This window comes from Bacillus paralicheniformis, assembly GCF_002993925.1.
GTDB lineage: Bacteria > Bacillota > Bacilli > Bacillales > Bacillaceae > Bacillus > Bacillus paralicheniformis.
Window position 1 is genome coordinate 2567992 of the sequence record NZ_CP023665.1, and the last position, 19223, is coordinate 2587214.

The following is a 19223-nucleotide window of genomic DNA, read 5'->3' on the forward strand; positions in this document are numbered from 1 at the left end:
TTCTTTGCCTTTCATTATAACAGAGAGTTGATAAGGCAAACAAAAGGCACCCTGAAAAGGATGCCGTTTTGTTCATATTTTGACAGTCTTATTGATGATATCATGGATCAATCTTGCATTTCTTTCAAGAATGTCGGGATGGGACTTGGAGATCATTTGCATATGGGTTCCGGCTCCTTGAACGACTGTAAAGGTTTTGGACGCCGCTTTTTCCCACATCATCATATTTTCATCCCGCTGATTGTCGCTTGACTTGATATAGCTGATATGTCCGTCAATTGCGCCGGTTGTGACTGTGTTTTGTATATATACATAAGACTTCATCACCAAGTCCACTAAATAGTCGCTCAATAATTTCTCTGCATCGCGGTATTTCTCAAGTTCAAATGTTTTGGATATCTCTTCTCTGTATTCCTCCTCTGTGAACTGATGTTTCTCGGCTTTTGTCCGATATTTTGAATCCATGATGATCAAATCTTCGACTTCATATCCTTGCCGGTTCAATTCTTTCGCCACATCAAATGCCAGGATTCCGCCGGATGAATAGCCGATTAATGTGTACGGCCCTTCACCTTGAATGTTTTTAATGATATCCGCGTATTTTCGAACCCTGTTTGCGGATGGAATGAAGTTGAAGCTGTACACCGAATGCTGCTTTAGATACTTGGCCAAGCCCATGTAGGCAATGCCCATCGACGCGGCCGGCGGGAAGCAGAACAGGTTTTTGCCGCCTTCTTCCGCCCTGGTCAGCTGCATGCAATCATCTGTGTAGTCTTTCAGCAGGTCTTGTGCATGCTTCAGAAAATCAGACAGCTCTTTAATGGTCGGCTTGGAGAAAATGTCCTTAAACGGAACTCTGAAGCCAAGCTCTGCATATAGCCTAGAGACAAATGACATGATGTTTAAAGAATTCGCTCCGATATCGAATATGTTGGCGTTGATGCCAATCAGTTCGATATTCAGGATGTCTTCCCAAATGGCGGCCATTTTTTCTTCCAACTCATGTCTTGGAGGCTCATATTCCAGTAAAGCGCCCGCGCTTCGATCTGGCTCTGGAAGGGCCTTCAAGTCGACTTTTCCGTTTGGTGTCAGCGGCAGCTCATCAAGCTTCAGCAAATAGGACGGCACCATATATTCCGGAAGCTCCTTAACCAAAAACGCTTTGATGTCTTCCTGTGTGATGTCTCTTTCGGAAACGACGTATGCGCAAAGAACTTGATCGTTGCTTTGATCTGTTTTGGCGGCAACCGCCGCTTCTTTTATATCGCTGTGCCTTAACAATTGATGCTCGATTTCGCCAAGTTCGATGCGGTAGCCCCGAATCTTGACTTGGTGATCGATCCGGCCCAGATACTCAATATGTCCATCCGGCCTCATCCTTGCAAGATCTCCTGTTCGATACATTCTTTCACCCGGTAAAAACGGATTTGGCAGGAATTTTTCAGACGTCAGTTCCGGTTTGTTCAAATAGCCTTTTGCGACTCCGTCTCCGCTGATATACAGCTCTCCGGCAATTCCGACCGGCTGTACTTCCTGACGCTCATCCAGAATATAGAGCTGGACATTGGAGGCCGGCTTGCCGATCGGGACAGAAACTTGCCGGTCCCGTCCGGCATCATATTGATAGATCATGCAGCCGACAACCGTTTCGGTCGGACCGTATTCATTGTAGATTTCAATGTTGTGATGAAATCTCTCCGTGATTTCTTTGGCCAGTTCCGTTTTTAAATCTTCTCCGCCGACGATCAGGCGTTTGATGCTTGATCCGCTGGCACCCATGTCTTTGACAAGGCTTAAATGAGACGGGGTTAATTTGACAATCCCGGCTTTTTGGTCTCTGAACACTTTTCGAATCAGCGGTTCCCCGTCCCTGCTATGCTGATACACAATCACCCGGTTGCCTGAGATTAATGGCGTAAATATCGATGTCACCGTTAAATCAAAGGCAATGGATGAGTAGAGGGCAAAATCAAGCTGTTCGCCTTGGACATATACACGGGCAGCCCAGGTAATATAGTTAACCAGCCCTCTTTGCCTGATCATGACCCCTTTTGGTTTTCCTGTGGATCCTGACGTGTAGATGATATATGCAAGGCTGTCGGTGTTACCCGCCAGTTCCAGATTGTCAGCCGGATAACTGCTGAAATCTCCGGTTAATTCGACGGCTTCCTGATGAAGTGTGCCCAAGTCCTGCTTGTGATCCACAAGGATGATGGCCGCTCCGCTGTCTTCAAGCATATACTTGATCCTTTCTTCCGGATAATCGGGATCAATCGGCAAATAGGCTCCTCCGGCTTTCAAAATGCCCATGATTCCGACCACCATTTCCGGTGAGCGTTCTGCCATGATGGCGACAATCGTATCCTCTTTGACTCCTTTGTCCCTGAGGTATCTGGCAAGCTGATTTGATTTTTCATTGAGCTCACGGTACGTCAGTTTGTCATTTCCTGAGACAACCGCAGCAAGCTCAGGGGTTTTTTCGGCTTGTTCCTCAAACAGCCGGTGAATCGTCTGATTCGGATATTCCGCTTTCGTGTCATTCCATTCGTACAACAGCCTGTTTCTTTCAGCTTCCGAAAGGACTGTGATGTCGTTTAATGACTGATCTTCATTTTGGACGACCTGTTCCATCACTTGTTGAAGGTGTCCTTTGATACCGGCGATGATGTGGTCATGATAGATATTTCCGTCATAAGTCAATTTGATGACCAAACGTTCGCCCGGGACGGCCACAATATTAAATCCGTAATTTGTTTGTTCTTCGGCGTGAATTTCTTCAAAGATAAAACCAGCACCGCGTTTGCCGCTTGTCTCAAATGCACTCTGATCAACCGCGTAATTTTCGAAAATCAGGATATGATCCAGCAGCTCTCTTTTTAATTCACTGAGCGACTGTACTTCCGACAGATTCATGTCATGATATGTCCTGCCTTCCAAAGCCTGTTCCTGAACGCTTTTGATGAGTTCCTTAAAGCTTTGGCTTTTTTCCAGTCTAATTCTCGTCGGTACAGTGTTGATGAATAATCCGACCATTTTTTCGATTCCGGCTACTTGTGCATCCCTGCCGGAAATGACTGTACCGAATACGACATCATCCGTTTGATTGTACCTTGCCAAAAGCATTCCCCAAATGCATTGTAAAACAGTATGGAGGGTGACATTGTTACGGCTGGCAAGCTCTGTGATCCGGCCGGTTAATTGTTGCGGGAATTCTATGACGGCCTCTTTTCTCTTATATTTCGCATGTCCGGAAGAACTCGCCAAAACCGAAATCGGCGATTTTTCGGTAAAGCCTGATAAATAGTTTCTCCAGTACGCTTTTGGAGCTTCTTTATCTTGTTGCTCTAGCCACCCGATATAATCGCTGTACGGTCTTGCCTCTTCAAGCCGGTGTTTTTGCCCGCCTTCTTTCATATGATACATTTGGAACAGCTCTCCCATAATGATTCCCCGGGACCAGCCGTCAAGCAGAATATGGTGGTTTGTCCATATGAACGTATAACTGTCATCCTCGGTTCTCATTAGCGCGGCTCTGATCAATGGTTCGCTGTTTAAGCAAAAACCTTTCTCCCGATCTGCTTTGCGATACGTTTGAATCACTTGCTCCCGTTCCGCCGGACTCTGCTTTCGCAAGTCATGATAGTCAAGATTGATCTTTCTGTCCTTGATGATCACATTTCTTGGTTCATCCGTTATTTCATACTCGATCGAGGCCCTTAGAATCTCGTGTCTTTCCATGATGTCATTGAACGTTTCTGCAAACAGACGCTCATCGATCAATCCTTTCATATCGATGGCCATTTGTTCAAAGTACGCCTGTGATTCCTTGTCTTCGAGTGCGTGGAACAGCATGCCCCTTTGCATGTTGGCAAGCGGATAGATTTTTTCGATTTCCATCCCTTTATATTTCAGTTTGATTTCCTCAAGCTGATCTAAGCTGATGCCTTTGTCTCCGTAATCGGACGGCGTTTTTTCCGTCTCTTCTCGTTCCGCGCAGTGGCGAATGACCGCTTTCAAGGCTTCTTTATATTTTTGAGCAAAAGTTCTGACGACGTCTTCACTGTATGCTCTTGTGTTATAGGTCGTTTGAATGGCCAGTTGTCCCCTGAAGACCACCGCATTGATTTCGAGTGGATTTTCTCTAGTGATGCCCTTTCCGGCTGCTTCTCCCGGCGACAGGTGTGATGAAGAAAATTCTCCGCTGTTGATGTCTTCATCAAGCTGTCCCAGGTAATTGAACAAGATTGGTGATGTTGCGCCTTTTGCGATCTCACTGTCCCGGGTGAGATACTTTAAAATTCCGTAGCCGATGCCTTTGTTCGGCACGTTTCGCAAGTGCTCTTTCACCATTTTAATCGTTCTGGACATGTCTGTTTCTTGTCCCAAATCGATGAATACCGGGTATTTCGAGGTAAACCAGCCGACCGTTCTGCTGATATCGATGCCATCTGCCACCTGTTCTCTTCCATGCCCCTCCAGCGTGATTCTTAATTTATTTTGCCCGGTCATATCTCTTGCCGCCACCAGAAGCGCAGCGATCAGAAGATCGTTGATTTCGGTACGGTAAGCTTGGTTTGTTTCTCTTAAAAGCCGCGCTGTCTCCTCTTTTTCGAGTTCCGTGCTGAATGTTTTGCTGTCCTCAACTTTGAAGACACCTGCATCTTCATTCATTTCCAGGAATTTGACGTCTTCACAAACGGCCTTCAGCCAATACTGTTTTTCACCAAGCAGTTTTTCAGTTTTTGAATATTCCGTGATGTGATGTGCATATTCCTGGTAGGAAGCTGTTTTTGGATAGAACTCGACTTTTTCCCCATTTGATAACTGACTGTACCCCAGCGCCAAATCTTCAAATAATATTCTCCAGGAGATACCGTCGACCACAAGGTGATGGATGATGATCAGCAGGTGATCCCCATTATTCGTTTTGAAGAGCGCCAGTTTAACCAGAGGGCCGGTTTTAATATCGATGCTTTGCTGAAGCTCCGTTGCCAATTGGTACACTTTCTGTGGCTGGTCGTTTTCGCTCGAGACATCATAGACAAATAGGTCAAACAGCTTTTTGCCCGGTCCCCGGTTGTACTGAATGATCTTTCCGCCTTCTTCTCTAAACACCGTCCGGAGTGTATCGTGATGTTGGATGATTTCTCTGAATACACGTTTGACGATGCTCTCGTCGAATCCGTTTTTCCTATAAAGTATAACCGCATGGTTGTAATGGTTCCTGTCCGTTTTGTTCAACGAGAAATACTCTTGTTGAATCGGAGTCAAGAGAACCTCGCCCTCTACCGTTTCATATGATGCTGATTTGTCGGTTTCGGCCTTGACATATCGGCTCAAAGACTTGATTTGCGGATTTGCAAACAGATCTTTCATTTCTAGCGACAGGCCTTCTCTTGATAATCTTGAGATCATTTGCAGCGCTTTGATGGAATCGCCGCCTGCTGCAAAAAAGTGATGAGTGATCCCGATCTTGTCAATGCCAAGCACATCTTCCCATATTTGAACAAGCTTTTCTTCCGTCTCGTTCCGCGGCGGTTCGTATTCCGTCTCTTTTCCCGGCTGCGGTTCAGGCAATGCGGTTGTATCGATCTTTCCGTTGGCTGAAAGCGGCATCTTCTCAATTTGGACAAATGAAGACGGAATCATATATTCTGGAAGCTCGCGCATCAGATACGTCCTGATGTCCTCGAACGGTAATTCGGCGTTTGCTGTGAAATAGGCGCACAGCTGTTTTGCACCTTTATGGTCTTCCCTTGCAGCAATAAAGGCTTCCTTGATATCATCATGAGCCAACAGCCTGTTTTTGATTTCTTCCGGTTCTATTCTGTAGCCCCTTACCTTTACTTGGCTGTCCATCCGTCCTGCAAGTTCGATATTTCCATTGCTCAGCCTTCTGGCAAGGTCCCCGGTCCTGTACATTTTTGTATGCGGTGCAAACGGATCTTCGACGAATTTTTCTTTCGTGATATCCGGTTTGTTTACATAGCCGCCTGTCACTCCGGCGCCTGCGATGCAGAGCTCTCCGTACACACCTTCCGGAAGCAGTTTCATATTTTCATCAAGCACATATGCATTCGTATTATGGATCGGAGTGCCGATAACCGGATATTCTTTGAAAGAATTGAGGTGTTCCGGGTCGATTACTTTAAAGACTGAGCCGATTGTCGTTTCCGTCGGGCCATAATGATTCATGACTACATGATCGGGATATTGGTTGTAAAATGTCTCAACATCCCTTGTATTGATCATCTCCCCGCCCAAGACGACCAGCCTGAGAGAAGCGCAAGGTTTTTCGGCGGAAAAGCCCGGATCATTGACAAAAATGTTAAACAGAGACGGCGTCAGTTTGATATAGGTGATGCCGTTTTCTTTGATATACTTTAAAGCCCGGTGCGCATTTGTATAGCATTCTTTTCGTGCGATATGCAGTTCGCTTCCGCTTAACAGCGCCGAAAAGATGCTCGTATAGCCCAAATCGAACGCATATGAAGACACAAGCATGGCTTTGTCGTTTTCTGTAAGACCCGCTTCCTTCATAAACCATGCTGTATAATTCACCACATTCCCGTGTCTGATAAATACGCCTTTCGGCTTTCCGGTGGAGCCTGATGTGTATATAATATATGCATTCTGATCGGCTGCACCCGATGCAGACAGGTTTGACGCGGCCTTCGCATCAATCAAACCGTCGGCAACATTGACGATTTCTCCAGCGAACGCGACGTTTTCTTTGACAGAGCCTTTGACAAGCAATATTGCAGCTCTGCTGTCACTTAAAATCTCATTCGTCCGTTTGGCCAATTGCTCCGACTCGATCGGCACGTAAGCCGCTCCGGCTTTCAGTACCGCCATCATGGAAATGATCATCTCAAGCGATGGTTCAATCATGATCGCTACAGGTGCACCGGCGCTTGCTCCTTTGTCTCTCAAAAGCCTTGCCAATTGATTTGCTTTTTCGTTCAGTTCCCTGTACGTCAGCTTTTCATCCGCAAAGACCACCGCTGTTTGCTCCGGCGTTTTGCCAGCCTGATGCTCAAACAGCTGATGAACCGTTTGATCTTTAGGGTAATCTGTTCGTTGTCCTTGATTCTGATCCCGAAGCACTCTGATTTCTTCATCTGACAGCATGTTCACGTCGCTCAACGGCATTTGCGGATCGTTTGCCGCTTCCTTTAAAATATTGATCAAATGGCCCGCCATTCTTTCAATCGTGGACCGCTTAAACAATTTTGTACTGTAGTTGAAAACACATTGAATGCCTTCATTTGTCTCAGCGGCTGTCAGCGTCAAATCAAATTTTGAGATGTTCACCTCGGTTTGGAGTGGCTGGAATATCAAGCCATCGATGTCCGCTTCATCGCCGTCGAAGTTTTGCAGAACAAGCATGGTATCAAACAGCGGGTGTCTGCTCATATCCCGTTTGACATCAAGTTTTTCAACCAGTTCATCAAATGGATAGTCTTGATTTTCATAAGCTTTCAGCGCCGTTTCTTTAACCTCTTTTAAATAATCGGCAAATGGCATGTCTCCTATTGGATGGTTCCTCATCGCCAGCGTGTTGATAAACACTCCGATGACATGTTTCAAATCGCTGTGATGCCTTCCCGCGATCGGTGAGCCGACAACGATATCCTCCTGGCCTGTATACTTCGCCAAGAGCGTTGTGTATCCCGCCAAAAGCAACATATACATCGTCGCGCCGTTCTCTTTCGCCAGTTTGTTCAGCATGGCGGACGTTTCGCCGTCTATTTCAAACTGAACGATATCTCCTTCAATCGAACGCTTTTGCGGACGTTTTTCATCCGCCGGCAAATTCAGCACCGGCACTTCACCTTGAAAAACGTTGAGCCAGTAGTCTTCCTGGCGTTTAATCTCATCTTTTTGATAAAAAAGTTTTTGCCATTCTGAAAAGTCTTTGTACTGAATCGTTAACGGCTGCAATGTTTTCCCCTCATACAACTCGGCCAGTTCTCTTGTGAAAATGGCCATGGATACCCCGTCTGAAATGATATGGTGCATGTCGAACATCAGTACATGTTCATCGCCACTCGCTTTTAATACTTCCACTCTTAAAAGCGGCGCTTTTTCCAAAGCAAACGGCTTGATGAACGCTTTGATTTTTTCTTCCAGCCGGTCCTGTCCGAGTCGTCCGTACTTCACTTTAAAATCGACTTCTTTTTCGATTTTTTGTACAGGCTCGCCGTCAACCACCACAAAGGCCGTCCTCAAGGCTTCATGTCTTTCTATCAATTGCCGAAAAGCATCCTCGAACCGGTCGACATCAAAATCTCCTGCAATTTTCATGGCGAAAGGCATGTTGTAAGAGAGGCCGCCTGGTTCGATTTGATTAAGGATATACAGCCTTCTTTGTGCGGATGACAATGCGTAATACTCTTTCTCTTCCGCTTGTGTGATGGACGCATAAGGGCTTTCTTTCATGGATTCGATAAAATCACCGATGTCTTTGATTGTTGGTGTTTCGAATATTTGTCTTAAAGGGACTTCAATCTTCATTTCTTTATGCAATTTTGCAGTCAATGCCGCAGCTTTTAAGGAATGGCCGCCAAGTTCAAAGAAATTGTGGCTGATTCCGATGTTTTCGATCCCTAAAACGTCCTCCCAGATTGAGACAAGCTTTTCCTCTGTGCGGTTCCTCGGTGCTTCGTACGTCGCTTCACTGATTGTGCCGCTAGGTTCAGGGAGCGCTTTTCTGTCGATTTTGCCGTTTGCCGTAAGCGGCAATTGATCGAGCTTGACAAAGTATGACGGCACCATGTAATCCGGCAGTTCCTTTAACAAGCATTTTCTGACATCTGCAACGCCGGCCGTTTTGTCCGCGACGATATATGCGCATAGGTATTTTCCGCCGGCTTGATCTTCCCGCGCCATAACTGCCGCCGCGTCAATGCCTTCTATTTTCAGCAATTGGTTTTCGATTTCGCTCAGTTCGATTCTGAATCCGCGGATTTTGACTTGGTGGTCGATTCTTCCTAAATATTCGATTTGGCCATCAGGTAAAAATCTTGCGAGATCCCCCGTCCTGTACATGTTTTCTCCTGGAACAAACGGGTTTGGAACAAATTTTCCAAGCGTGAGGTCAGGTCTGTTTAAGTATCCGCGGGCAAGGCCTTCCCCGCTCAGACAAAGTTCACCGGGTGTGCCCAACGGCAGCAGTTGCTGGTTGTGATTTAAAATATAAGCCTTGTGATTGCTGATCGGCCGGCCGATGACGACTTTTTCGTCATCTTTTTGCAGCTCGCCCCGCGTTGAGCAAACGCTGTTTTCCGTCGGTCCGTATTCATTAAACAATTTGACGTTCGGCAGCTTTTCAAAATGCTGCCGGATCAGACTTTCATTGAAGCCTTCCCCTGCGACCGTGATAAATCTTAAATCCTCTAAAGGCTGCTCAATCGTGTCGAGCAGGCTTAGATAAAAGCTCGGAACGGCCAGCAAGTTTGTCGCTTTATGCGTTCGCAACGCACCGATGATCTCACGCGGATTCATCCGCAAATCTCTAATTAAAACCAGCTTCGCCCCAGATATAAGCGTCGTGAAAATATCTTCAACAGAACTGTCAAATGAAAAGGACGGCACTTGAAGTGTGGCATCGGCTGTACTGTAGCCATACGATTGTTTCCTCCAATAAAGCGTATTAACAATTGATTGATGGTTGACCATGACACCCTTCGGCTTTCCGGTCGAACCTGAGGTATAGATGACATAAGCCATGTCAGAAGAACCGCTCGTGTGCTCTAAGTTCTCTGTGGCTTTGTCTTTTGTCAGCCCTTTTTCGTTCATATCGATACAGGTGAGATCAACGTCAATCTGTTTGTCCGCCTTTTTCAGCAGGATGCTGATGCCGCTGTCTTCGATCATGTATCTGATCCGGTCTTCCGGATATTCGGGATCGATCGGCAAGTATGCGCCTCCGGCCTTCAGCACCGCCAGCATTCCGACAATCATCTCCACAGAACGCTCCGCCATAACGCCGACGATCATGTCAGGTTTTACGCCTTTTTCCCTTAACAGTCCCGCCAGCTGATTTGACCTTTCATTCAGTGCTTTGTACGAGAGCTTCTCCTTTTCAAATACGACCGCAGTATGCCCAGGCGTCCGTTCCGCCTGTTCTTCAAATAATTGATGGATCGTTTTATTCCTTGGATAATCTGCGTTTGTCCGGTTGAACTCATATAGAAGCGTCTTTCTTTCTTCCTCCGCCAGCATGTCAATCTCTGCGATTTTCGGGTTCTCATTTGCCGTCACTTGCTCAGCGACCCTTTTGATATGACCTTCGATATTGTTGATGATATCCCTGTCATAGACATTGCCGTCATATGTCAAAACAAGGGTGAGCTCTTCGCCAGGAGTCACCGACATGCTAAAGCTGTAATTGCTTTGTTCCGCAGCGCTGATCTCATTCACCTTAAAGCCTGTCTTCATTTGACTCTCTTCAAAGTCCTGTTCATCAGTTTCATAGTTCTCAAATACGAGAATATGATCGATCAGATCTTTCTTTAAGCTGCTCAAAGCCTGGACTTCAGCGAGATTCATATAGTTGTAGCGGTTGCTTTGAATCGCATCTTCCTGAACCTTTTGCAAACATTCGTTAAAACGCGCCTGCTCATTGAATCTGATTCTTGTCGGGATGGTGTTGATAAACAGACCGATCATGTCTTCGATTCCGTCTACGTTTGCTTCCCTGCCCGATACGACCGTTCCAAACACGACATCATCGATCTTATTATATTTCGTAAGCATCAAGCCCCAAATCGTTTGAATCACCGTATGAAGCGTAACGCTGTTTTTAGCAGCGAGCGCCTTCAATTGTTTTGTCAGCTGTTTTGACAAATGGATGACCTTCTCCCGGCGGTCATACAGGCTGCTTTTTTTGCGTTTTGTTAATGTAGGCAGCTGTGCCTGTTCCTCATACCCTTTTAAATATTCGCGCCAATATTGACGGCCCTCTTCCTGATCCTGTCTTTCAAGCCACTTAATATAATCGCTGTACGGCTTCGTCTCCTTTAATGGACTGGCTTTGCCGTTCATCCGGTTTTCGTAGATGACAAACAGCTCACGCATGATGATGCCAAGGCACCAGCCATCGAGTAAAATATGGTGATGGCTCCAGACAAGCCGGTACGAGCGCTCCGCCGTTTTCAGCAAGTAAGCCCTCATTAACACATCTCTGCTTAAATCAAAGCCTTTTTTTCGATCTTCATTGATCAATCTCTCAATGAACATTTCCTGTTGCTGTGCGGAGCTTTTCGCGATATTGAAATAGGTGAAATCGATGCTGCGGTTTTCGATGATGATCTGCCTCGGTTCTTCAACAATTTCATATTCATAAGAGGCCCTTAAGATTTCATGCCGTTTCATGATGTCATTAAAGCTTGCCTCAAGAATCGCCGGATCGACATATCCTTCAATATCCATAACCGTCTGCTGAAAATATGCATCTGAGGTATGATCCTCGATGGCATGGAACAGCATACCTTTTTGCATGTTGGCAAGCGGATAGATTTTTTCAATGACGCCTCTGTATCTTCCTTTGATTTCTTCAAGTTCGTCTAAACTGATATTTGTATCTCCATAGTCGGACGGCGTTCTTTCGCTTTCCGTCTGTTGCGTGCAGTGCTTAATGATTTGTTCCAGGCGTTCTTTTAATTGATGATTCAGCCGGCTGATCGTATCTTTTTCGTATTCCATTTGATTAAAGGTTGTATGAATCACCAGCTCATGATGAATCACGATGGCGTTGATTTCGATAGAATGACTTCTCGCGATTTTTCCGCCGATGCTTTCCCCTTCGGAGAAGCTTGAGCCGGAAAATTCGCCGCGATTCATGTCGGCATCGATCTCGCCTAAATAGTTAAATGAAATCCGGGCCTTTTCTTCGTTGATAAAATCCGGGTCTTCGGCCATATACTTTAAGAGCCCGTAGCCGATTCCTTTATTCGGTATTTTTCTCAACGTTTCTTTGACCATTTTGATATGTTGGGAGAGGGCTTTTTCTTCTCCTGCATCAAGAAGCACCGGATACATCGTCGTAAACCAGCCGATTGTTCTCGTGATGTCAACGCCTTCTAAAATATCTTCCCTGCCGTGGCCTTCCATCATGACCTTCAGTTTGTTTTCCCCTGTGATGTCCTTTGCTCCGGTTAGTAATGCCGTTAACAAAATATCGTTGATTTCGGTGTTGTAGGCTCTGTTCGTGTTTCGCAAAAGGTCCGCTGTTGCCTCTTTGCCGAGCTTGATGCTCAACGTCGTGCTGTTTTCGTATACATCTTCCTTTAATATGTTCTTTGGCGGAATAAACCGGACACGTGCCTTGGCAACGTTCCGCCAATATTTGGCTTCCTTCAATAAGGTTCGGCTGCGGGCGTATGCTTTTAACCTGCGGGCGAATTCTTGATAGGAATCCGTTTTGTAGCCGATCTCGAGCGTTTGCCCCTTTAATGCCTGACTGTACAATGTTTCGAAGTCCTCAAACAGTATTCTCCACGATACACCGTCGACGACAAGGTGATGGATTACAATGAGCAGGTGGTCGCCCTCATCAGCCCGGAAGATGCCGAGATGAACAAGTTTTCCTTTTCTGATCGATGTTTGTTTTTGAATGCTTGTCGCCAGCTCATACACCTTTTCCGCTTGACGATCAAGCCCTCTTACATCATAAACATCCAGGTCGAACAGGTCTTTCTGAAAGCTTCTGTTGTACTGAATGAAGTCCCCGCCTTTTTCCTCATAGATCATCCTTAACGCGTCGTGCTGCTCCATTATTTTATTGAAAGTCTTTTTAACACAGCTTTCGTCAAATCCGCCCTTTCTGAAGAGCACAAATGACTGGTTAAAGTGATCCAGCTCTTCTTTGTTATTAGTAAAATACCATTTTTGGATCGGAGTGAGTTCTGCATGTCCCGTGACGATTGTATTGGCATTTTGCCTCTGTGATTGTTTTTTAACATACTTGGAAAGATCCTTGATTCTCGGATTGGCGAACAGATCCTTCATTTCAAGCTTCAGGCCAAGCCTGGACAGCCTTGAGACGATTTGCAACGCCTTGATCGAATCTCCTCCTGCTGCAAAGAAGTGATGGCTGATACCGATGTCTCCGGCACCGAGAACATCCCTCCAGATGTCAACGAGCTTAGCTTCTGTGTCATCCCGCGGTGCTTCGTATTCCGCTCCTGTTGCGACATGTCTGTCAGGTGCAGGGAGGGCTTTTCGATCGACTTTATCGTTTGCGGTGAGCGGCAGCTTATCCAGTCTGACAAAATAAGCCGGAATCATATAGTGAGGGAGCTCTTTTTCGAGCCATTCACTGAGCTCGGTTGATGTCCAGTCTTCTTTGGAGACGATATAAGCGCACAAATAATCGCTGTTGTCATCGTCCTTCCTGGCTATAACCGCCGCTTCGTCGATTTTGTCAAGCTTGAGCAATTGATTCTCGATTTCTCCCAGTTCAATCCGGTATCCGCGTATTTTCACCTGATGGTCTATTCTTCCTAAAAACTCGAGATGTCCACCGGGCAGCCATCTGGCCAGATCACCCGTCCGGTACAATCTTTCCCCTGATACAAACGGATGTGAAATAAACTTTTCGGCTGTCAGTTCCGGCCGGTTTAAATACCCGCGTGCAAGACTGATTCCGCCGACGCAAAGCTCTCCAACAACGCCTGTCGGCACAGGCTTCTGGTTTTGATCCAATACATATACGTTTGTATTGTCAATCGGACTGCCGATATGAGGACGACCGGATCCTCCGTAAACCCCCGCCGTTGCACAGACCGTCGTTTCCGTCGGTCCGTAGGCATTGATAAACAGCCGATTTCCGAACCACCTTTTTGCGAGTTCTTCAGTGCAGGCAGAGCCCGCGGAAACGATCACTTTGAGGTTTTCCAATCTGAATTCATCCAACACATTCAGAACGGTCGGCGGCAAAGTCGCATGAGTGATGTCATACTGTCTTAGAAAGCTTGTTAACGGCTGCCCCGGCATCATTTCCTCCTGCCGTCCCAACACTAAAGCCGCCCCGGCTGCCAGCGCCGGAAAGATTTCAAATGCTGACGCATCAAATGATAGTGAAGCAAATTGAATCACTCTGCTGTCCGTGTTTAAATGCATCAATTTGACAACTGCTGAAACAAGATTGCTCAGCCCTTTTTGTTCGATTAAGACGCCCTTCGGTTTTCCTGTGGACCCTGAAGTATAGATGATGTAAGCCAAATCCCCACTATGGCTGACAGTCTCCAATTGAGCCGCATCCAGTGCGGCAATTTGTTTGTCGTGAATATCAATGTTGATCATGCCGGCCTCTTTGATAAAGGACCGTTTTTTGATGAGCGCCTCTTCCGACAGAAGAAACTTTGTTTGGCTGTCGCCTAGGATGTATTTGATCCTGTCTTCAGGATATGCCGGATCAAGCGGCAGGTACGCGCCTCCGGCCTTCAAAATTCCCAGAAGGCCGATGATCATCTCGGGAGAGCGGTCCACCATGATGCCGACGGCTGTGTCCGGTTTAACCCCTTTGTCTCTTAAAAACCGGGCCAGCTGATTTGACCTCTCATGCAATTGTCGATAGGTCAGCTTTTGATCTTCAAACACGACCGCGGTTTGGTCAGGCGATGTCTCCGCCCGCTCCGCAAACAGCCGGCAAATGGTTTTGTCTGTTGGAGCATCAGTTTTCGTATCATTAAACCGGTATAACAATGTGTTTTTTTCGTCTTCTGACATGGCCTCTATTTGATCAAGCCGCTTGTCCGGCCGATTGGAAATATCCTCTAAAGCACGGACGAAATGCGCCGCCATCCTTTCGACCGTTTCTCTTTTAAACAGCTTTGTACAGTATTCCAAATCAAATTCGATCTTCGAGTCTTTTTCGATTGCCGATAAAGTGAGGTCAAATTTTGAAATATGGATGTCGCTTTCAAACGGTTCAAATGTGAGCCCTTCTATTTCAGCATCCGCTTTTTCCAAGTTTTGCAGGACAAACATCGTATCAAACAGCGGATTTCTGCTCATGTCGCGTTCAAGGTCAAGCTGTTCGACAAGATCGTCAAATTGATAATCTTGGTTTTCATACGCCTTCAGCGCCGTCTCTTTTACATCTTGCAAAAATTCAGCGAATGTCTTGTCGCCCTTCGGATGATTTCTCATCGCCAGCGTATTGACAAACATTCCGATTACATGTTTCAGCTCGTGATGTTTTCTTCCTTGAATCGGCGTTCCGATAATCAAATCTTCCTGTCCGCTATATGTTCTAAGCAAAACCGTATATGCCGCCAGAAGAAGCATATACATGGTCGCTCCGTTGTTTTTGGCGATCCGCTTGAGCTTCTTCGTCAATTCGCCGTCGATTGCAAAACCGATTCTATCGCCTTCAACACTGTGCATTTGCGGCCTCGGGTAATCCGTCGGCATGTTGAGGACTGGAATCTCGCCTTTGAAAATATTGAGCCAGTACTCTTTTTGCCTTTTCATCTCATCTTTTTGATAAAAATCCCTTTGCCATTCTGAATAGTCTTTATATTGGAGGCTGAGCGGCTCCAGTTCTTTTCCGCCGTACAAATCGCAAATTTCTTTTGTCAAAACCCCCATCGATGCGCCGTCTGAAATGATATGGTGCATATCAAACAGAATGATATGTTCCTCGTCGTCAACCTTGACCACCTCTGTTCTAAAAAGCGGGGCCTTTTTTAAATCAAACGGTCTGACAAATTGTTTGATGATCTCTTGAATGGATAGAGACTCTATTTCGCTGGATTTGATGCTGAAATCTACTTCTTTTTCAATCTTTTGAACTGGCTCTCCATCCGCCATCAAGAAGGACGTTCTAAGCGCTTCATGTCTTTGAATGACAATTTGCAATGCGTTCTCAAACCGGCGTATATCGAAGGAGCCCTTGACTTTCATGGTAAAAGGGATGTTGTAGGACAATCCGCTCCCTTCGATTTGACCTAGAATGTACAGTCTTTTTTGCGCGGATGAAAGACGATAGTATTCTTTTTCTTCCACTTTTTTAATAGATGAATCAACACTATCTTTTGTCGATCTGATATATTCTCCCAATCCTTTGATTGTCGGCGTTTTAAAGATTTGCCCAAGAGGGATTTCCGCTTTGAGCTCCTTTCGGATTCTTGCCGCCATCGCGGCCGCTTTGAGAGAATGTCCCCCCAGCTCGAAGAAATGATCGTTGATACCGGCCTTTTCCACCTTTAAAATATCACGCCAAATTGCTGCCAGCTTTTCTTCCGTTTCATTTCGCGGCGCCTCATACTCACTTTCCGCTCCCATCGTTCTGTCCGGCTCAGGCAGGGCTTTTCTGTCCACTTTCCCGTTTTTGGTGAGCGGCAGCTTGTCCATGTTCACGAAATAGGCGGGAATCATATAATCCGGAAGCTTTTCACCTAAAAACCCTTTCAGCTCATCAAGGGAAATCTCACGCTTTGCCGTGATATAGGCGCAAATGTACGGGCGGTTCTCTCCGTCTTCTCTGACGGTAACGATCGTCTCGTTGATGTCTTCATGCATCTCCAACCGGCTTTCGATTTCGCCGAGTTCGATTCTGAAGCCGCGGATTTTCACCTGATGGTCGATTCGGCCGATGAATTCGATGTTGCCGTCAGGCAGCCATTTCGCTAAATCACCTGTTTTGTACAGCCTTTCTCCCGGAATGAACGGATGCGGGATGAATTTTTCCGCCGTCAGTTCCTCGCGGTTTAAATATCCTGTGCTTAAACCATCGCCTGCGATGCACAGCTCTCCGGGAACCCCGATCGGCACGAGCTTGCCGGCTTCATCCATGATCAAGACTGACGTATTCGCCAGCGGGCTGCCGATCGGGATTGTATCGGCTTTTTCATCTATTTCATTGATGAAATAATATGTCGCATATACCGTGCTTTCCGTCGGGCCGTAAACATGAATCAATTTATCCCGGCCGACATGATCCAACACTTTTCTCACATGCGGTATCGACGCTCTTTCCCCGCCGAAAAGGATTTTCCGCAGCTTGGCAAGGCAGCCGATATTGATGTCGGCGAGCGTATTGAACAGCGCTGTCGTAATGAACATCACGCTGACTCGTTCTTTCTCAATCACTTCGGCCAACTCATGTGTATTCAAGACCGTCTCTTTTTCGATCAGGACGAGTGAGGCTCCGTTTAAGAGAGCGCCGAAGATGTCGAACACCGATCCGTCAAACGAATAGTTGGACAGCTGGAGAATGGCGTCATCTTCAGTGATGTCGATATAATTGGTGTTTTTAACGACTCTTGCCGCACTGTAATGCGGGATGACCACTCCTTTTGGTGTTCCGGTTGAGCCGGACGTGTAGACGATGTACGCTGTATCGCTTGAGCAATTCACACGCGGAAGATTCTCTCCGCTTAGTAAGTGCAACTCGTCCGAACGCAAATCAACGGTTTTTATATCAAAAGGTTGAAGAAGCGAATCTGTTGTTACTAACAATGCCGCACCGCTATTTTCCAACATATAATCGATTCTGTCCCTAGGCGTTTCAGGATCGATCGGCAAATACGTGCCTCCCGCTTTTAAAATACCGATGATGCCGATGATCATCTCAAAGGAGCGGTCCGCGATGATCGCGGCAATCGAGCCTCTGCCGATCCCTTTTTCCCTGAGGAGTCTCGCGGTTTGGTTTGCTTTCTTATTCAGCTCTCTATAGGTCATGCGCTGAGCACCGAACACAAGAGCCGTCTGGTCAGGCGTCTTCATGGCCTGTTCCTCAAAGAGCTCATGAAGCGGCTTGTCTTTCGGATAATCCGTTTTTGTATCGTTGAATGTGTCTAAAATCCTCTGTTGTTCTTCTTTTGACACAAGGTTGATGTCTTGTAATGTTTGTGCCTCATCTTCCGCCACTTGTTCTGCGACGGTGATGATATGCTTTTCTAATGTTTCGATGATGGTGTCGTCATATACATTTTCATCATAGATGAAGAGCAGCTTTAATTGATCGTCAAGAGCCGCGGAAATGCTGAAATGATAATTGGTCTGTTCTTCCCCGCTGACATTCACCATTTCAAAACCTACATCATTTTTTTCTTCAAACGCTTTTTGGTCAACGGCATAGTTTTCAAAGACCATGACATGGTCGATCAAATCATTTTTCAACTCGCTTAGCGCTTGAACCTCCGCTAAATTCATGTAATTGTAGCGGCTGCTTTCCAAAGCGTCGGCTTGGGTTTGGCGCAGAACGTCTTTAAAAAGCTTGTCTTTGCCCAGCCTGATTCTGGTCGGGATGGTGTTGATGAAGACGCCGACCATTGTTTCTATACCTTCCACTTCGGCATCTCTGCCGGAAACAACGGTTCCGAACACCACATCCTCGCTGTTGTTGTATTTCGCCAAAATCACGCCCCAAATGCTTTGCAACACGGTATTGATCGTTACATGATTCTGGTTGGCCAATTTGATGAGGCGATTTGTCAATTCTTTGGAACATTCAATCGTTTTCTCTCTTCTTTTAAAACCCGTCTCAGAAGGTGTGCGAAGCTTTGGAAGCGAATTTTTTTGATCATAGCCGCTCAAATAGCTCTCCCAATAGCTCTGAGCTTCTTCTTTATCCTGATCCTCCAGCCATTTGATATAATCGCTGTACGGCCTCGGGTCTTCCAATTGATGATGTTGGCCTTTCCGCTTCATTTCATATATCGTCAACAGCTCATCCAGGATGATGCCAAGGCACCATCCGTCAAGCAAGATGTGATGATACGTCCAGACAAATTGATACGAATCGTCAGACGTTCTGATGAGACAAGCTCTCATCAACGTATCTTTGGCTAAGTTAAAACCCTTTTGTCTATCTTCTGCCAAATAACTCTCCAAAACGCCGTCTTGCTCATGCCGGCCTCGTATATCAAGATAGTCAAACTTCATGTGCCGATCTTTGATAATGACGTGCAGCGGCTCATCCAATCTGTGATGAAATGATGCTCTTAGGATCTCATGCCTTTTCATGACTTCATTTAGGCTTTCTTCAAACATCCGCTCATCCACATCACCTTTTAATTCAATGATGAACTGCTCAAAATATGCGTGTGACGCTTCGTCTTTCATGGCATGAAACAGCATTCCTTTTTGCATGTTTGATAACGGATATATTTTCTCAACTTTTGTTTTCATATCGTCATCTCATCTCCTAGAATTCCTTTTGTTTTCAGATCCACATGGGCCGCCCATTTTTAAGCAGCAGGTTAACC

At 46.1% G+C, this 19223-nt stretch carries 1 protein-coding gene; it reads right to left on the reverse strand.

What is annotated here, in order from left to right:
- Nucleotides 1-72: 72 nt before the first annotated feature.
- A complete protein-coding gene (gene bacC, locus CP943_RS13175) occupies nucleotides 73-19146 on the reverse strand; it encodes a bacitracin non-ribosomal peptide synthetase BacC (protein ID WP_105981064.1) in 19074 nt (6357 codons plus the stop codon).
- Nucleotides 19147-19223: the final 77 nt, after the last annotated feature.